Raw genomic sequence first — 15,882 nt, 5'->3', positions numbered from 1 at the left:
AGAGATCCTCGGTAAATAAAATGCCTGGTGGGCCGGTTGCTGCGTTACTTGTGTTGCACCGGCATGTCGTCCGGAGTTTTAGCCGGGACTCGACATGCAAGCGTCATGCCATCATGCTGTGTGTTTTGAGGCCTTTTTTAAGGCCTTTTTCGAAACGCGTCGGCGGCTCAATACACGTCGCGTGCATAGCGCTTTTCGCGCGTCAGACGGCTCACGTATTCGAGTGCTTTCTCTTCGCTCATGCCACCGTGCGTCGTGATGATGTCCTTCAGCGCCGCATCGACATCGCGTGCCATCCGGTTCGCGTCGCCGCATACATAGAAATGCGCACCGTCTTCGAGCCATGCCCACAGTTGCGCACCGTGCTCGCGCATGCGGTCCTGCACATAGATCTTGTCGGCCTGGTCGCGCGAGAACGCGACGTCGAGTCGGGTCAAGAGACCGCTCGCGCACATCGCTTCGAGTTCGTCGCGATAGTAGAAGTCGGTCGCGGCATGTTGTTCGCCGAAGAACAGCCAGTTGCGTCCGCGTTCGCCGCGTGCCTGCCGTTCGTGCAGAAAGCCGCGAAACGGTGCGATGCCGGTGCCGGGGCCGACCATGATCATCGGCGTGTCCGAGTGATGAGGAGGACGAAAGTGCGCGGACTTTTGCACGAACACGGGGACCTCGGCGTCGCTTGCGCGATCCGCAAGAAACGTCGACGAAACGCCCTTGCGGTGCCGCCGTCCGTTGCTGTAACGCACCGCCGATACCGTCAGATGCACCTCGCCGGGATGCGCCTTCGGGCTCGATGCGATCGAATACAGACGCGGCTGCAGGCGCTTCAGCATGCCGGTGAGTTCGGCGGCCGAGAGGTCCACCGGAAACTCGTGCAATACGTCGGCGAGCTGCTGTCCCCATAGCCATTGCTTCAGATCCGCCTTGCGTTCGGGCGCGAGCAGATCGCCCAGCGCACCGTTGCGGCTGCGCGCGGCGACGAACGCGAGCGCTTCGGCGCTCGGCCGCGCGATCTCGTAGTGCTTGGTGAGCGCATCGGCGAGCCGCATGTCGCCGATACCCGTGACGTGCACCGATGCCTCCGCGTGCAGACCGCTCAGCGTGATCAGTTCGTCGACGAGTTCGGGGCAGTTGCTCGGCCACACGCCGAGCGCATCGCCCGCTTCGTATTCGAGGTTCGTCTCACCCGTTCGCAGCGACACGTAGCGAGTATCCTTCGCGGCGCCCTGCCGGTTCAGTCGCAGATTGCCGACAACGCGCGACGCTGCCGGCCGCGCCTTGGTTGGCACCGCGCCCACCACCGCGTTGATCATGCCGCCCGGCGGCACCGCATGCAGCGCGGCATCCGCCTGCTTGATACAGACGATCACGCGTTCGAGCCACGCATCGGCGCTCGACTGATATTCGATATCGCAATCGACGCGCTCGGTCAGACGCAGCGCGCCCTGCGCGGCGAGCCGCTCGTCGAGCCGACGGCCGTGACCGCAAAACTGATCGTAGTTGCGATCGCCGAGCGCAAGCACCGCGAAACGCACGCCGTCGAGGCGCGGCGCCGTGGCGGCGTTCAGATGCGTCCAGAAGTCCTGCGCGTTGTCGGGCGCATCGCCGTCGCCGAACGTGCTGGTCATCAACAGCACGTATTGCGCCTTCGCGAGCGCCGCGAACGGATAGTCGGCCATGCACGCGGTGCGGATTTCGAAGCCCGATTCCATCAGGCGCGTCGCGTAACGCTCGGTCAGCGATTCGGTGTTACCGGTTTGCGAGGCCCACAACAGCGTTACCTTCGGCCGTGCGCGCACGATGCGCACGCCCGATTCGGGTGCCTCTTCGTGCGCGGCATTCGACGGCAATGCCGCGTCTGAAGTCCGGGCCGTCGTCGCGCTGCGGCTATACAGTCCCGCAAGCAGACCATCGACATAGAGCCGCTTCACCGCATCGAACGGTGCGCTGTGCGGCAGCACCGGCACGTTGTCGAGACCTTGCGCTTCGGACGAACGCAGGCCACTGACGAAACCCGCCAGATACGCGCGCTCCGGATCGCTGAGCGCGGGCATCGCTACGGGCTCGGGCGGCAATTGCAGCAAAGTCGTGAGGGCTTCGATACGAGGCATGGGTTGATCCTTGGCGCTGGGCGCTAAAACCGCTGCGTCGGTGGGGGTAGAGAGCGCGTCGCCCTTGCGTGTGTCCGCGACGCGATCGGCCGTCACCGGGCTCAGCGCGACCGCGCAGACTTTCAGTTCGGGCTGTAGTGAAACCGGATCGACCGCGTCGTTGGTCACCGCGTTGATGCAAAGCCCGTCGCCGAACACGTCGTTCCAGTGCATCGGCGCGAAGCACTGACCCGCGCTCACCCGATCGGTGACGACGGCAGGCAGCACCGCGCGGCCGCGCCGCGAACGGATCTCGACCGCGTCTTTCGCGCGAATGCCGAGTTCGGCCGCGTCGTGCGGATGAATCTCGACGAACGGTCCCGGGTTCAGCTTGTTCAGCATCGCGACCTTGCCGGTCTTGGTCATCGTGTGCCATTGATGCTGCACGCGGCCCGTGTTCAACACGATCGGAAACTCACGATCGGGCAGCTCGGCCGCGGGCTGATACGCGCGCGCGAAAAACTTCGCCCTGCCGCTCGCGGTCGGAAAAGCAATGCGCGGGCGGCTGCCATCTTCGGACTCTCTGAGCGTCTGGCTCACGCCGTCATTCAGATAGCGAAGCGGATTGCGCTCGGACGAATCCGCCGACGCGATCGGCCACTGCAGCGGCGCATCCTTCAGGCGACGATGACTCGCGCCGCGCAGGTCGTAGCCGGTCGCGGGGTTCGCCGCACGCGTGAGTTCGGCGAATACTTCGTCGGCGCTCGCATAGCTGAACGCATCGGCAAAGCCCATTTCACACGCGATGCGCGCGATGATCTGCCAGTCGGGCAACGCCGCGCCGGGCGGCTCGATGGCCTGCTGCATCAGCGTCAGATTGCGCTCCGAGTTGACCATCACCCCTTCGGCTTCGGCCCACAAAGCGCCTGGCAGCAGCACGTCGGCGTAGCGATTCGTTTCGGTGTCGAGGAACGCGTCCTGCGCGATCACGAGTTCGGCCGCACGCAAGCCGGCGATCGCGGTCTGCCGGTTCGCGACGGTCGCGACCGGATTCGTGCAGATGATCCAGCACGCCTTGATGTCGCCCGCGGCCATGCGCGCGAACAGGTCGATCGTGCCGTTGCCCGCGTCCGCTCTTAGCGTGCCCGGTGCGATGCGCCACAGCGCTTCGATGAACGTGCGATCTTCGGCGACCAGCGCCGAACGCTGGCCCGGCAACCCGGGGCCCATGTAGCCCATTTCGCGGCCGCCCATCGCGTTCGGCTGGCCCGTCAGCGAGAACGGTCCACTGCCGCGCCGGCAGATACGGCCCGTCGCCAGATGCAGATTGCACAGCGCATTGGTGTGCCACGTGCCGTGCGTGCTCTGGTTCAGGCCCATCGTCCAGCAGCTCATCCAGTCTTTGGCCGACGCGATCATCTGCGCGGCGCGACGGATGTCGTCGGCGGCGAGACCCGTGATGCGAGCGACGTTCTCCGGCGTGTACCCGGCCAGAAACGCGGGCATCGCGTCCCAGCCTTCGGTGTGTTCGGCGATGAAAGCCGCATCCGTTGCGCCGTTTTCGTGCAGCAGATGCAGCAGACCATTGAGCAACGCGAGGTCGGTGCCGGGTTTGATCTGCAGGAACAGGTCGGCTTTCTCGGCGGTCGTATTGCGGCGTGCATCGACGACGATCAGCTTCGCGCCCGCCTTCACGCGATCCATCATGCGCAGGAACAGAATCGGATGACAGTCGGCCATATTCGCGCCGCTGACGAAAAACAGATCCGCGTGATCGAAGTCTTCGTACGAGCCGGGCGGGCCGTCCGCACCGAGCGACAACTTATAGCCGCTCGCCGCGCTCGCCATGCACAAACGAGAATTCGCTTCGATATTGTTCGTGCCGATAAAGCCCTTCGCGAGCTTGTTGACCAGATACTGCGCTTCGAGCGACATCTGCCCCGACACGTAGAACGACACCGCATCGGGACCATGCTCGTCGATCACACGCCGCAGACGCGCCGCGGTGTCGCTCAACGCCTGCGCCATCGGCAGCGGCACCGGGTCTTCGTCGCGCGCATGTCGTACGAACGCGCCTTCGAGGCGCCCCGACTTGCGCAGCGCGACGTGAGCCGACTGTCCTTTGGTGCAGAGCCGGCCGAAGTTGGCCGGATGCTCCTTGTCGCCGGCGATCTTCACGACCTGGCCGTCCTCGACGTGCAGCACCATGCCGCAGCCGACGCCGCAATACGGACACACGCTCTTTACGCTGGTAGCTGACATGCGCGAATGATCTGGTTAGAACTCTGAACGATGAAGCGAGGCCGTTACCTCAAACCGCGACCCACACCTGGCCGTTTTCGACGCGCGTGGCAAACGCGTTGACCGAATACGACGGCGTTTCCAGACATTCGCCGGTGCGCAGATCGAAGTGATGCTTGTAGATCGGCGACGCGACCACGATGCGCTCGCCGAGACTGCCGACGAGTCCGCGCGACAGCACCGCCGCGTGCGAACCCGGATCAAAGTTTTCGATCGCGTAGACCGTAGGTTCGGCGGGCGCTTCCGCTTCGCCGCCGTCGACGTGAAACACGGCCACCTGCTCGCCGTTGACGAGCGCGCAAACGCCGGTGTTCGGCACGATGTCGTCGAGTGCGCAGATCGCGGTCCAGCCGCGGGGCAAGCGTTCGTTCTTCATGACTGAACTCCTTTGATGAGTAAGTGAGAAGCGGATGAGGTCAAACCGTCTCGACGACAATGGGAATCCCGATGCGCGGCGCTTGCCGCTCAGCGGGCGTGGCCGGCCGGATCTGTCCGCGCTCCTCGACGAACGCGACGTTGCTGTCGGACTCGCCGCTGTTGACGAAATGGCGGAAGCGCTTGCGTGTTTCGGGATCGGTGACGGCCTTCTTCCATTCGCACTCGTACGTGTCGACCACGTGCTGCAGCTCCGCTTCGAGTTCGGCGGCAACGCCAAGGCGATCGTTGACGATCACGTCGATCAGATAGTCGAGGCCGCCTTCGAGGTTGTCGCGCCACACGCTGGTGCGTTGCAGGCGGTCGGCGGTGCGCACGTAGAACATCAGGAAGCGGTCGATATAGCGCACGAGCGTCGCCTTATCGAGGTCCGCGGCGAGCAGTTCCGCGTGACGCGGCTTCATGCCGCCGTTGCCGCACACGTACAGATTCCAGCCCTTCTCGGTGGCGATCACGCCGACGTCCTTGCCCTGCGCTTCCGCGCATTCGCGGGTGCAGCCCGACACGCCGAACTTGATCTTGTGCGGCGTACGCAGCCCCTTGTAGCGATTCTCGAGTTCGACCGCGAGACCAACCGAATCGCCGACGCCATACCGGCACCACGTCGAGCCGACGCACGATTTCACGGTGCGCAGCGATTTGCCATACGCGTGGCCCGATTCGAAACCCGCGGCGATCAGCTCTTCCCAGATCGACGGCAATTGCTCGACGCGCGCGCCGAATAGATCGACACGCTGACCCCCGGTGATCTTCGTGTAGAGGCCGTATTTCTTCGCGACCTGCGCGACCGCGATCAGGCCGTCGGGTGTCACTTCGCCGCCGGGCATGCGCGGCACGACCGAGTAGGTGCCGTCGCGCTGGATGTTCGCGAGGTAGTAGTCGTTGGTGTCCTGCAGCGATGCGTGCTCCTTCTTCAGCACGAATTCGTTCCAGCACGACGCGAGAATGCTGGCGACCGCCGGCTTGCAGATATCGCAACCGAGCCCGCGGCCATGCTTCGCGAGCAGCGCGCCGAAACTGCGCAGCTTCTCGACGCGCACGAGGTGGTACAGCTCCTGGCGCGAATACGGGAAGTGCTCGCAGACGTGGTTGTTGACCGCGAGGCCCTGCTTCTTCATCTCGGCCTTCATCACTTGCGTGACGAGCGGCACGCAGCCGCCGCACGAGGTACCCGCGCCGGTCGCGCTCTTCAACGCGCCGATGTCGGTCGCGCCCGCGCAGACGGCCGCGCACAGCTCGCCCTTCGACACGTTGTTGCACGAGCAGATCTGCGCGGCCGCGGGCAGCGCCTCGACGCCGAGCGCCGGCTTCGCGCTGCCGTCCGCTTGCGGCAGGATCAGGAATTCGGGCGACGCGGGCAGCTCGATGCGGTTCAGCATCATCTGCAGCAGCGTGCCGTATTCGCTCGCGTCGCCGACCATCACGCCGCCGAGCAGATACTTGCCGCAATCGGATACGACGAGCTTCTTGTAGATCTGCTTGCGCTCGTCGCTGAACTGGTAGGTGCGGCTGCCCGGCGTATTGCCGTGAGCATCGCCGATGCTGGCGACGTCGACCCCCATCAGCTTCAGCTTGGTGCTCATGTCGGCGCCCGCGAATTCGGCCGAGTCGCCCAGCAACTGCTTCGCAACCACGCGCGCCATCTCATAGCCGGGCGCGACGAGGCCGAACAACTGACCGTGCCACAGCGCGCATTCGCCGATCGCGTAGATGTGCGGATCGCTGGTGCGGCACGCGTCGTCGATTGCGATGCCGCCGCGCGCGCCGAGTTCGAGGCCGCATGCGCGGGCCAGATCGTCGCGCGGACGGATGCCCGCGGAGAACACGATCATGTCGGTGTCGAGATGGCTGCCGTCGGCGAATTGCATGCGGTGTGTGCCCGCTTCGCCGTCGACGATCGCCGTCGTGTTCTTGTGCGTGTGCACCGTGACGCCGAGTTCTTCGATCCGGCCGCGCAACACGCGGCCGCCGCCGTCGTCGACCTGCACCGCCATCAGGCGCGGCGCGAATTCGACCACATGCGTTTGCAGGCCCATGTCGCGCAGCGCCTTCGCGCATTCGAGGCCGAGCAGACCACCGCCGACCACCGTGCCCGTTTTCGAGCGAGCGCCGCATTCGCGCATCGCTTCGAGATCGTCGATCGTCCGGTAGACGAAGCAGTCACCGCGCTCGCGGCCCGGCACCGGCGGCACGAACGGATAGGAGCCGGTCGCGAACACGAGGCGGTCGTACGGCAGCGTTTCGCCGCTCGCGACCGTCACGGTGCGCGCGTCGCGATCGACCGCGACGGCGCGCGCGTTCAGCTTCAGTTGCACGCCGTGGCGCTCGAAGAAGCCGGGCTCGACGAGCGACAGGTCATCGGCGGTCTTGCCCGAGAAGAACTCGGACAGATGCACGCGATCGTAGGCCGGTCGCGATTCTTCGCCCAGCACCGTGATGTCGAGATCGTGCGCGGCCTGTTGCGCCAGGCATTCGACCAGTTTGTGGCCGACCATCCCGTGACCGATAACGATGATTTTCATGAGCGCGCTGTCCTCTGGTGTCTGGCGAAAGCGATTGCCGAAATAAAAACGGCGTCCCGCGAATCCAGCCGAGGGCTGAATCCGGGGGACGCCGTTGTCCTGTTGGGTGCTGCGGGGCGCTGCTTTGTGCTGCAAGCGCGACGAACCCACGTTGGTCCGATGGCAACGCTTATCGCAAAGGCTGTGCCAATTTCGATCAGTGCGCCGGAAAGCACGGTGGGACGGGACTTTGCCGCAAATCGCGCGGCCTCAGAGCGCAGTCCGCGCGCGACGCGTTTTGATGCGGCAAAGCACAGGGATGGTGCGACGCAGCACTGTGGACGTGCGAAACGAAGTCGCACGCAGGTCCGATCGCGATGCTGTTTTCTGCATGAATCGCAGCGCGTGGCAACGCCTTGCGTGCCTCTATTCGATCGATGGCGTGGTCCTTGCATTGGTCATCGGCAACGTCATCGCGGCAACGTCGTCGCGATGCGCAGACTCAACCGTCAACCGGCAATGGAATGGACAACGGCGTCCCCTCGTGATCTTCACGGGCGGACGCCGTTTTCGTTTCGAGCCACGAGAAACTCACGGCACAAGGACACGACATGAACATCAACACCGGCAAGGTCACGCTACTGAGTGCGGGCCCAGGCGACCTCGACTTGCTGACGCTGAAGGCCGTCAAGGCGCTCGCGGCCGCCGACGTCGTGCTGCTCGACGACCTCGCGAATCCCGACATCGTGACGCTCGCGCCGCAGGCGCGCGTGATTCGCGTCGGCAAACGCGGCGGCTGCCGCTCGACGCCGCAGGCGTTCATCGAGCGGCTGATGCGGCGCTATGCGCTGAAGGGGCTCCACGTGGTGCGCGTCAAGGGCGGCGAAGCGCTGCTGTTCGGCCGCGCGGGCGAGGAACTCGCGGTGCTGCGCGACGCGGGCCTCGCGGTGGAGATCGTCAACGGCATCTCGTCGGGCTTCGCCGCCGCGGCCGGGCTCGGCATGTCGCTCACACATCGGCGGCACTGCCACGGCGTGAGCTTCGTCACCGCGCACACCGAAGATCATGGCGAGCCGGACTGGGCCGCGCTCGCCGCGACGCGCACGACGCTGGCGATCTATATGGGCATGCGGCGCATCGACGGCATCGCCGCCGCCTTGCTCGCGCACCTGCCGGCCGGCACGCCGGCCGCGGTCGTGCAGTGGGCCGGCGGCCGCGACGAGCGGCGCCTGTTGACGCGGCTCGATCGGCTCGCCGCCGATGCGCTCGACGCGGGCTTCGGCAGTCCGGCGGTGATTCTGGTGGGCGATGCGGTTGGCGAGAGCGCCGAAGCGCCTTGCTGGGAATGCGAAGCTCCCGGCGAGCAAGGTGGGGAAACGCTGCCCGCGCCGGCGATTGCGCGGGCAGCGTGATATCCGATTAAAGCGGGCATCGCCCGTCTTTCATCCAATCAATCGCCGAAGCCGAGCTCCGCGTCGACCTGCTGCCCAACCCGCAGCCAGGCCCCCGCCCCGCTCGCGACCAGCGCGTTGTTGCCGAACGTGACCGCGCCGTCGAAGCGTGCGCTGACGCGATAACCGAGCATCGTGTCGGTCGGCTCGTTCGGCCAGTCGGGATCGGGCGCACCGCGGGCCTGATCGATAGTCGGCATCGGACAGCGCGAGCACAGCTTGACGAGACGCAACTCGACGCGCGCGCTCGATTCCGCATCCGCATCCGCATCCGCATCGGCGGCGAGCGTCTCGACATAGTCCTCTTCATAGGCATCGAGGCCAATGAGCACGATGTTGGGCCGAAAGCGATCGATTCCGATCGACGGCGCGCCTTTGCCGTTCAGCCGCGCGTTCAGATCGTCGAGCGAGGCCTGGCCGACCACCAGCAGCGGAAAACCATCGGCGAAAAAGGTCGTGGCACCGCCGGTGCTGTCCGTGTAGTCCGGATCGACGATGCGTTCGCGCTCCGGATCGAAGCGCAGCAAGCGCGCGGGCAGACCGAGGAACTCCGTGAACCAGGCTGCCGTTTCTTCGCCGGTGTCGAGCCCGTAGGCCGCGTCGCGCCACACCGCGGTATCGACCCTGGCCGCGCCGGCGAGGCGCGCGGCATCGAGCGGCGTGCGCAGTTCACGCATGCCCGGCGCGTTGACGATCAGATCCTCGGCGCCGAGTTCTACCTTGATCAGGGCCATGCGCGGATATGCGCGCTGCGTGAACATCGCGCCTTCGGGATCGACGATCATCCAGTTGCGGTCATATTCGAGGCCCGTCGCCAGCAGGCGCGCCGCATCGAGCGGGATGCCCGCGCAGGATTTGATCGGATAGACGAACAGCTCGCTGATGGTTGGCATGATCTGAGATCTCGTTGGAAGCGCGGTTGTCAGGTGGAGACGCGATTGTAAAGCGCTGCGCGTGTATCGGTGATGGCGACCAGGGAAGCTGCCGTTCCGCGCTGAGGCGGCGGGAAGTAGAATCTTCGGATCAGACAGGCGCCGGCGCGGGGCATGCGGCATGCGGCAGCGCTGCGAAAGCGCGCGCAGGCGCCGTATCGCCCCGTTACCGAAAGAAGCCACAAAAGCCACCTTCCCCTCACCGAGACAGGACATTCATCATGCTGACCAAACCCGTGTTGACCGTCGCCGAGACGACTCGCATTGTCGATGCCGCGCGCGCGGAAGCCGAGAAGAACAAGTGGCCCGTCGCAATCGTCGTCGCGGACGACGGTGGCCATCCGCTCGCGGTGCTGCGTCTGGACGGCGCGGCGCCGTCCACCTCGTATATCGCGACCGAGAAAGCGCGCACCGCGGCGCTCGGCCGGCGCGAAACCAAGGTCTATGAAGACATGATCAACAACGGCCGCACCGCATTCCTCAGCGCGCCGTTGCAGGGCACGCTCGAAGGCGGCGTGCCGGTGATCGTCGACGGCCATGTGGTCGGCGCGGTCGGCGTATCGGGCGTCAAGTCGGAGCAGGACGCACAGATCGCGAAGGCCGGCATTCAGGCGCTCGGCGTTTAAAGCGCCGGTCGCCGAAGCAATCCCGTGGCACAACGCGGGCCGATGGCCCCTCATCGGTCCCATAACAGATGGAGCAGTCGATGACTCAGATGAACCCGCGCGGCGGACTGCAGGTCGCCGCCAACCTCGACCAGTTCGTTGAAACCGAAGCCCTGCCCGGCACCGGGATCGACAGTGCCGCCTTCTGGTCGGGTTTCGACGCCCTCGTGCACGAGCTGGCGCCAAAAAATCGGGCGTTGCTCGCCGAGCGCGACCGCCTGCAAACCGAACTGGACAACTGGCATCGGACCCATCCCGGCCCGGTGCGGGATCTGCGCGCGTATCGTGCGTTTCTCGAAGGCATCGGCTACATCGTGCCCGTGCCCGCCAGCGTCCAGGCCACGACCGACCACGTGGACAGCGAAATCTCGGAGCAGGCCGGCCCGCAGCTCGTCGTACCGCTGTCGAACCAGCGCTACGCGCTGAACGCCGCGAACGCGCGCTGGGGCAGCCTGTACGACGCGCTGTACGGCACGGATGCGATTCCCGAAGCGGGTGGCGCGGAAAAGCAGAAAGGCTATAACCCGGTGCGCGGCGCCGCGGTGATCGCGTACGCGCGCAAGTTCCTCGATCAGGCCGCGCCGCTCGCGAACGGCTCGCATGCGGATGCGACGCGCTATAGCGTCGAGAACGGCCAGCTGGTCGTCGCGCTGCAGAGCGGCACTGCCGCGCAGAAGACACCCACGCAACTCGTCGGCTATCAGGGCGACGCGAGTGCGCCGTCGGCGGTGCTGCTCAAGCACAACGGCCTGCACGTCGAGATCCAGATCGATGCGGACGATCCGGTCGGCAAGACCGATGCGGCGCATGTGAAGGACGTCGTCGTCGAAGCGGCGGTCACGACGATCATCGATTGCGAAGACTCGGTCGCGGCCGTCGACGCCGACGACAAGGTGCAGCTCTATCGCAACTGGCTCGGCCTGATGAACGGCGACCTGACCGAACAGGTCACGAAGAACGGCAAGACCTTCACGCGCCGGCTCAACGCGGATCGCGAGTACACCGGCGCGGACGGCAAGTCGCAGGTCAAGCTGCATGGCCGCTCGCTGCTGTTCATCCGCAACGTCGGCCACCTGATGACGAACCCGGCCGTATTGACCCGCGACGGCCACGAGATTCCGGAAGGCATTCTCGACGCGGTGATCACGACGCTGTGCGCGCTGCGCGACCGTCAAAACAAGCTGAACTCGCGTACCGGCTCGATCTATATCGTGAAGCCGAAGATGCACGGCCCGGCCGAAGTCGCGTTCGCGAGCGAGCTGTTCGCGCGCGTCGAAGACCTGCTGAAGCTGCCGCGCAATACGATCAAGATGGGCATCATGGACGAGGAGCGCCGCACCAGCTTGAACCTGCTCGCCTGTATCGCCGAAGCGTCGGCGCGCGTCGCGTTCATCAACACGGGCTTCCTCGATCGCACCGGCGACGAGATGCACTCGGCGATGGAAGCGGGCCCGATGATGCGCAAGGGCGACATGAAGTCGAGCAAGTGGATCGCGTCGTACGAGCGCAGCAACGTGCTGGTCGGTTTGAGCGGGGGCCTGCGCGGCCGCTCTCAGATCGGCAAAGGCATGTGGGCGATGCCGGACCTGATGCACGCGATGCTCGAGCAGAAGATCGGCCATCCGAAGGCTGGCGCGAATACAGCGTGGGTGCCCTCGCCGACCGCCGCGACGCTGCACGCGCTGCACTATCACCAGGTCGACGTACAGGCGGTCCAGCAGGAACTCGAACGCACCGACTACGCGAAGGTGTACGACGAACTGCTCGATGGCCTGCTGACGATTCCGGTCGTCGAAAAAGCGCAATGGAACGACGACGAAATCCGCGCCGAGGTCGACAACAACACGCAAGGCATTCTCGGCTACGTGGTGCGCTGGATCGACCAGGGCGTCGGCTGCTCGAAGGTGCCGGACATTCACAACGTCGGCCTGATGGAAGACCGCGCGACGCTGCGAATTTCGAGCCAGCACATCGCCAACTGGCTGTATCACGGCGTGATCAAACGCGAGCTCGTCGAGGAGACGTTCAAGCGCATGGCCAAGGTCGTGGACGAGCAGAACGCGGGTGATCCGCTCTACCAGCCGATGGCGCCGAGCTTCGACACGATTGCGTTCAAGGCCGCGCAGGCACTCGTATTCGAGGGGCGCCAGCAGCCTAGCGGTTATACCGAGCCGTTACTGCACAAATTCCGGCTCGAGGTGAAGAAGCAGGGTTGAGGCCGTCCGGCTGAAACGACGAGGGCGCCGCGCAATGCGACGCCCGTTTTTTATTTCACGACCTCGTCAGTTCACGCGGCTTCGGCCGTCAACTGCCCCGCCTCGCCGGCAGGCGCTTCGTTCTGCATATACGCCTGCAAATACGCCTCGAATTCGGCCTTCACCTCTGGGTGGCGCAGCGCGAATTCGACGGTCGCTTTCAGATATCCGAGCTTGCTGCCGCAATCGAAGCGCGTGCCGAAGTAGCGATACGCGAGCACCTGCTCCTCGGTCAGCAGCGACTGCACCGCGTCCGTCAGTTGCAACTCGCCGCCCGCGCCCGGCTTCAGCGCGCGGATATGCTTGAAGATCGTCGGCATCAGCACGTAGCGTCCGACCACGCCGAGATTCGACGGCGCCTGATCCGGCGCTGGCTTCTCGACGATGCCCGACAGCTTGATCACATTGTCTTCCCACTCGCGGCCATCGACGACGCCGTATGAGCGGCTGTCCTCGCGTGCGATCGTTTCGACGCCGATCACCGAGCTGTGATAGTGATTGAACGTATCGACGAGCTGGCTCATCACGGGCTTCGTGCTATGCAGCAGGTCGTCGGCGAGAATCACGGCGAACGGGCTGTCGCCCACCAGTTTTTCGGCGCACAGCACCGCATGGCCGAGACCGAGCGCTTCGGCCTGGCGCACGTAAAAGCAGTCGACGTTGGCCGGTTTGATGCTGCGCACCAGATCGAGCAGCTTCTGCTTGTTGCGCGCTTCGAGTTCGGATTCGATCTCGTAAGATTTGTCGAAGTGATCTTCGATCGCGCGCTTGCTGCGGCCCGTCACGAAGATCATTTCGGTGATGCCGGCGGCGATCGCTTCTTCGACCGCGTACTGGATCAGCGGCTTGTCGACGATCGGCAGCATTTCCTTAGGACTTGCTTTGGTAGCCGGCAGGAATCGTGTCCCGAGGCCCGCTACGGGAAACACGGCTTTGGTGACTTTCAGCATGGTAGGCATTCCCACATCGGTTAGAAGTTGGTTGTTCGCGGACCTGGCGGCCAATCGATGTCGGCGCAAGACTAGCAGAAAAATCTGCGAGGTTCACGGAAGTGGTCTTTCTCCGATTTAATTCGGATAATTCACGCATTAATCGCAATGCGATATTGCGAAAAGCTGATGAAATTATTACGCATAGATCGCCAGATGGTGAGTGAGAAAATCCGAAGGTCTTATCTTTCGGATGGCCTCTGGCATGACCCGCCTGGCGATCTGGCGACCGGCTCCGGCCGCACGTTATTCCTGTTCGTCGACGGGCGGCAGCTTGCCTGGATTCATTCGGAAACGACGGATCGGTTCGTTGCGCAAGGCATCGCGGTAGGCGGAGGCGGCCACCAGGATCAGCAGGACGGCCACGCCGGCGAGTAAATGCAGGTTCATGACTTCACCTCGGGTCAGAAAATCCTTGCTCTAAATTATCACGACAAAAGCGATAAATAATTCGGCATTCCATACCTCGCCAGGCAATTACAATTCGTCACAAAATTGATGTCGAATTCAATCCGAAACGCAATTTTTTAATCATTTCCTGGGATTGTGATGCTCTAGCATGGATGCGTCGCGGGTGCGCAAGGCCGCCCGCTCGAAGGCCAATGTCGCCGCAATTTTCTCTCTTTACTGCTTCAGATAAGGACCGTGTATGAGCGACCCAGCACTGGATGCCGCCGGCTCATCCCTGCCCCTCTCGCCGCTGCCACGCTCGGAGAAAAACGCGGCCGCGGCGCACGCGCGCAGCGACGCGCATATCGATAGCGCCAGCAAGGAGCATGTGATCGACGCGATGCGAGGTTTCGCCGCACTGCTGGTCGCCTATTTCCATTGCCGCCAGATTGTGTGGGTCGGCATGCAGGCGTTTCATCAGAGCGTCGGACATTCGTTGACTCCCAATAGTCTCGCCGCGTATCTGACGTTTCCGATCGCATGGGGCTCCGCCGGTGTGCCGATGTTCTTCGTGATCAGCGGCTACTGCATCCATCGCGGCGGCGCGCTGCGGCTCGCGGGCAATCCTGGTTACCGGCTCGATGCTGGCAATTTCTGGCTGCGGCGCTTCGCGCGCATCTATCCGGTGCTGCTCGCGGCGCTGGTACTGACCTTCGCGCTCGATTCGCTGAGCCTGCAATTGCCGCCCGTCAGTCACAAGATTCGCGACATCGGCTGGCAGCCGTTTCTGGTCAACCTGTTTTCGCTGCAGGGTGTGGCAGGTAAAACGTATGGCTCGAACGGCGCGCTGTGGACGCTGTCGCTCGAAGTGCAGTTCTATGCGATCTATCCGCTGCTGTTCGCGCTGCGGCGGCGCATCGGCATGAACGCCCTGCTTGCGCTCGTCGCGGTGATCAACGTTGCGTCGGCGTATGGGCTGGAGCGACATGATCTGCAGTTCTTCACGTCGTACTGGTTCTCGTGGACGCTAGGTGCATGGATCGCTGATGTCAGGGCGCGCAGCGCGCGAGAGGCGCGCGCGTCCGCATTGCTGTACGTGCTCGCGGCGGTATTGATCGCTGCAGGCTGCGCGGCGTTTCATTTCGGTCAGTACGGCGCGTTTCAGATCTGGGCGCTTGGCTTCGCGTGTTATCTGTACAAGGCTCTCGATGCACGTCATGTCCCGCGCCGTGAAACGGGCGGCGTGCGCGCGCTGCTTCGTTCCGGGTCCGATGCGGTAGCGCGCTTGCTGGCGCGCGTCGGTGACTTCAGCTTCTCGCTGTATCTGATCCATCTGCCGATCTTCGTGCTGCTGTCGGCCTGGCTGTTTCGTTCGTCGTTGCAGATGTCGATCTGGCCGTCGTTTGGTTACATGCTGGTCGCCGTGCCGGCCGCCTATGTGTTCTATCGGCTGGTTGAGTTGCCTGCGATGAAGTGGTCGGCGAGTTTCAAACCTGGACGGCGCCGATAGAACCTATAAAGTTCGGGCTCGATGACGATCTCGGTCGGGTCTCCGTTTCGTTTCACCGGGTCGCCAAATACTGCCCCCGGTTGGGGAGCGTAGAAGGCTTCGTAGCTGTCGTAGGAGTCGTCAGCTTGTGCGCTGACGTCGCATCTTCTTTCTACGATCTCAAAACAGCAGAATTGGCCATTTCGGAAATTATGCGGAATAATTCTCTCAGAATTAGATCCTGGTCGCGGTCTCGGCCAAGTTATCATCTTGTCTTAAATGGAAGCGCTGGCAGGGATATTGGTTATGGAGTGGTTAGGGGAACGGGGGGGATTAATTCGGCTACATGGAATCCGGTTGGTATTGAAGCATGAAACATACAATGGG

11 protein-coding genes are annotated in these 15,882 nt (G+C 63.9%); 5 read left to right on the top strand and 6 right to left on the bottom strand.

Features of this window, described 5'->3' with window-relative positions:
* Positions 1-167: 167 nt before the first annotated feature.
* Genes BC1002_RS07615 through nirB form a run of 3 tightly spaced genes read right to left on the bottom strand, consistent with a single transcriptional unit; the run spans position 168 to position 7,345 of the window.
* The gene (locus tag BC1002_RS07615; protein ID WP_013089478.1) at positions 168-4,349 is read right to left on the bottom strand and encodes a bifunctional nitrate reductase/sulfite reductase flavoprotein subunit alpha; all 4,182 of its coding nucleotides are present in this window, start codon (positions 4,347-4,349) and stop codon (positions 168-170) included.
* 49 nt (positions 4,350-4,398) lie between these two features.
* A complete protein-coding gene (nirD, locus tag BC1002_RS07610; RefSeq protein WP_013089477.1) occupies positions 4,399-4,764 on the bottom strand; it encodes a nitrite reductase small subunit NirD in 366 nt (121 codons plus the stop codon).
* A gap of 40 nt (positions 4,765-4,804) precedes the next feature.
* Entirely contained in the window at positions 4,805-7,345 is a 2,541-nt protein-coding gene (gene nirB, locus BC1002_RS07605; protein WP_013089476.1) for a nitrite reductase large subunit NirB, read from the bottom strand.
* A 590-nt stretch (positions 7,346-7,935) separates the two neighbouring features.
* Between nirB and cobA the strand changes: the two genes are divergently transcribed.
* A complete protein-coding gene (cobA, locus tag BC1002_RS07600; protein ID WP_013089475.1) occupies positions 7,936-8,736 on the top strand; it encodes a uroporphyrinogen-III C-methyltransferase in 801 nt (266 codons plus the stop codon).
* 38 nt (positions 8,737-8,774) lie between these two features.
* Here cobA and BC1002_RS07595 read toward each other — a convergent pair whose 3' ends face one another.
* Positions 8,775-9,668: an MOSC domain-containing protein gene (locus BC1002_RS07595; protein WP_013089474.1), complete on the bottom strand. Its 894-nt coding sequence runs from the start codon at positions 9,666-9,668 to the stop codon at positions 8,775-8,777.
* A 260-nt stretch (positions 9,669-9,928) separates the two neighbouring features.
* On the opposite strand from BC1002_RS07595, the gene BC1002_RS07590 reads away from it, so the two are divergent.
* Both BC1002_RS07590 and BC1002_RS07585 read left to right on the top strand, forming a co-directional pair.
* A complete protein-coding gene (locus BC1002_RS07590) occupies positions 9,929-10,333 on the top strand; it encodes a heme-binding protein (RefSeq protein ID WP_013089473.1) in 405 nt (134 codons plus the stop codon).
* 80 nt (positions 10,334-10,413) lie between these two features.
* Complete coding sequence (locus tag BC1002_RS07585; RefSeq protein ID WP_013089472.1) at positions 10,414-12,588, top strand: malate synthase G; 2,175 nt, start codon at positions 10,414-10,416, stop codon at positions 12,586-12,588.
* A 71-nt stretch (positions 12,589-12,659) separates the two neighbouring features.
* Here the strand turns inward: BC1002_RS07585 and galU are convergent, their stop codons facing one another.
* Both galU and BC1002_RS38390 read right to left on the bottom strand, forming a co-directional pair.
* Positions 12,660-13,577: a UTP--glucose-1-phosphate uridylyltransferase GalU gene (gene galU / locus BC1002_RS07580; RefSeq protein ID WP_013089471.1), complete on the bottom strand. Its 918-nt coding sequence runs from the start codon at positions 13,575-13,577 to the stop codon at positions 12,660-12,662.
* Between the two features lie 285 nt (positions 13,578-13,862).
* Complete coding sequence (locus BC1002_RS38390) at positions 13,863-14,006, bottom strand: hypothetical protein (protein ID WP_013089470.1); 144 nt, start codon at positions 14,004-14,006, stop codon at positions 13,863-13,865.
* Between the two features lie 259 nt (positions 14,007-14,265).
* On the opposite strand from BC1002_RS38390, the gene BC1002_RS07575 reads away from it, so the two are divergent.
* Together BC1002_RS07575 and BC1002_RS39720 are read left to right on the top strand one after the other, a co-directional pair.
* Entirely contained in the window at positions 14,266-15,516 is a 1,251-nt protein-coding gene (locus tag BC1002_RS07575) for an acyltransferase family protein (protein WP_013089469.1), read from the top strand.
* Between the two features lie 191 nt (positions 15,517-15,707).
* Positions 15,708-15,869, top strand: coding sequence for a hypothetical protein (locus BC1002_RS39720; RefSeq protein WP_420798750.1), 162 nt, complete (start codon positions 15,708-15,710; stop codon positions 15,867-15,869).
* The last annotated feature ends 13 nt before the right edge of the window (positions 15,870-15,882 follow it).

Origin of the sequence: Paraburkholderia atlantica, from assembly GCF_000092885.1 — a bacterium.
In the GTDB taxonomy this organism is placed as follows: Bacteria; Pseudomonadota; Gammaproteobacteria; order Burkholderiales; family Burkholderiaceae; genus Paraburkholderia; species Paraburkholderia atlantica.
Note: the sequence above shows the minus strand (reverse complement) of the source record. Positions and strands in the feature narration are given on the sequence as shown.

Coding starts and splice junctions, on each gene's coding strand:
- BC1002_RS07575 (WP_013089469.1), top strand. CDS start 14,266: ATGAGCGACCCAGCACTGGATGCCGCCGGCTCATCCCTGCCCCTCTCG.
- BC1002_RS07590 (WP_013089473.1), top strand. CDS start 9,929: ATGCTGACCAAACCCGTGTTGACCGTCGCCGAGACGACTCGCATTGTC.
- BC1002_RS07615 (WP_013089478.1), bottom strand. CDS start 4,349: ATGTCAGCTACCAGCGTAAAGAGCGTGTGTCCGTATTGCGGCGTCGGC.
- cobA (WP_013089475.1), top strand. CDS start 7,936: ATGAACATCAACACCGGCAAGGTCACGCTACTGAGTGCGGGCCCAGGC.
- nirD (WP_013089477.1), bottom strand. CDS start 4,764: ATGAAGAACGAACGCTTGCCCCGCGGCTGGACCGCGATCTGCGCACTC.
- galU (WP_013089471.1), bottom strand. CDS start 13,577: ATGCTGAAAGTCACCAAAGCCGTGTTTCCCGTAGCGGGCCTCGGGACA.
- BC1002_RS07595 (WP_013089474.1), bottom strand. CDS start 9,668: ATGCCAACCATCAGCGAGCTGTTCGTCTATCCGATCAAATCCTGCGCG.
- BC1002_RS38390 (WP_013089470.1), bottom strand. CDS start 14,006: ATGAACCTGCATTTACTCGCCGGCGTGGCCGTCCTGCTGATCCTGGTG.
- BC1002_RS07585 (WP_013089472.1), top strand. CDS start 10,414: ATGACTCAGATGAACCCGCGCGGCGGACTGCAGGTCGCCGCCAACCTC.
- BC1002_RS39720 (WP_420798750.1), top strand. CDS start 15,708: ATGCGGAATAATTCTCTCAGAATTAGATCCTGGTCGCGGTCTCGGCCA.
- nirB (WP_013089476.1), bottom strand. CDS start 7,345: ATGAAAATCATCGTTATCGGTCACGGGATGGTCGGCCACAAACTGGTC.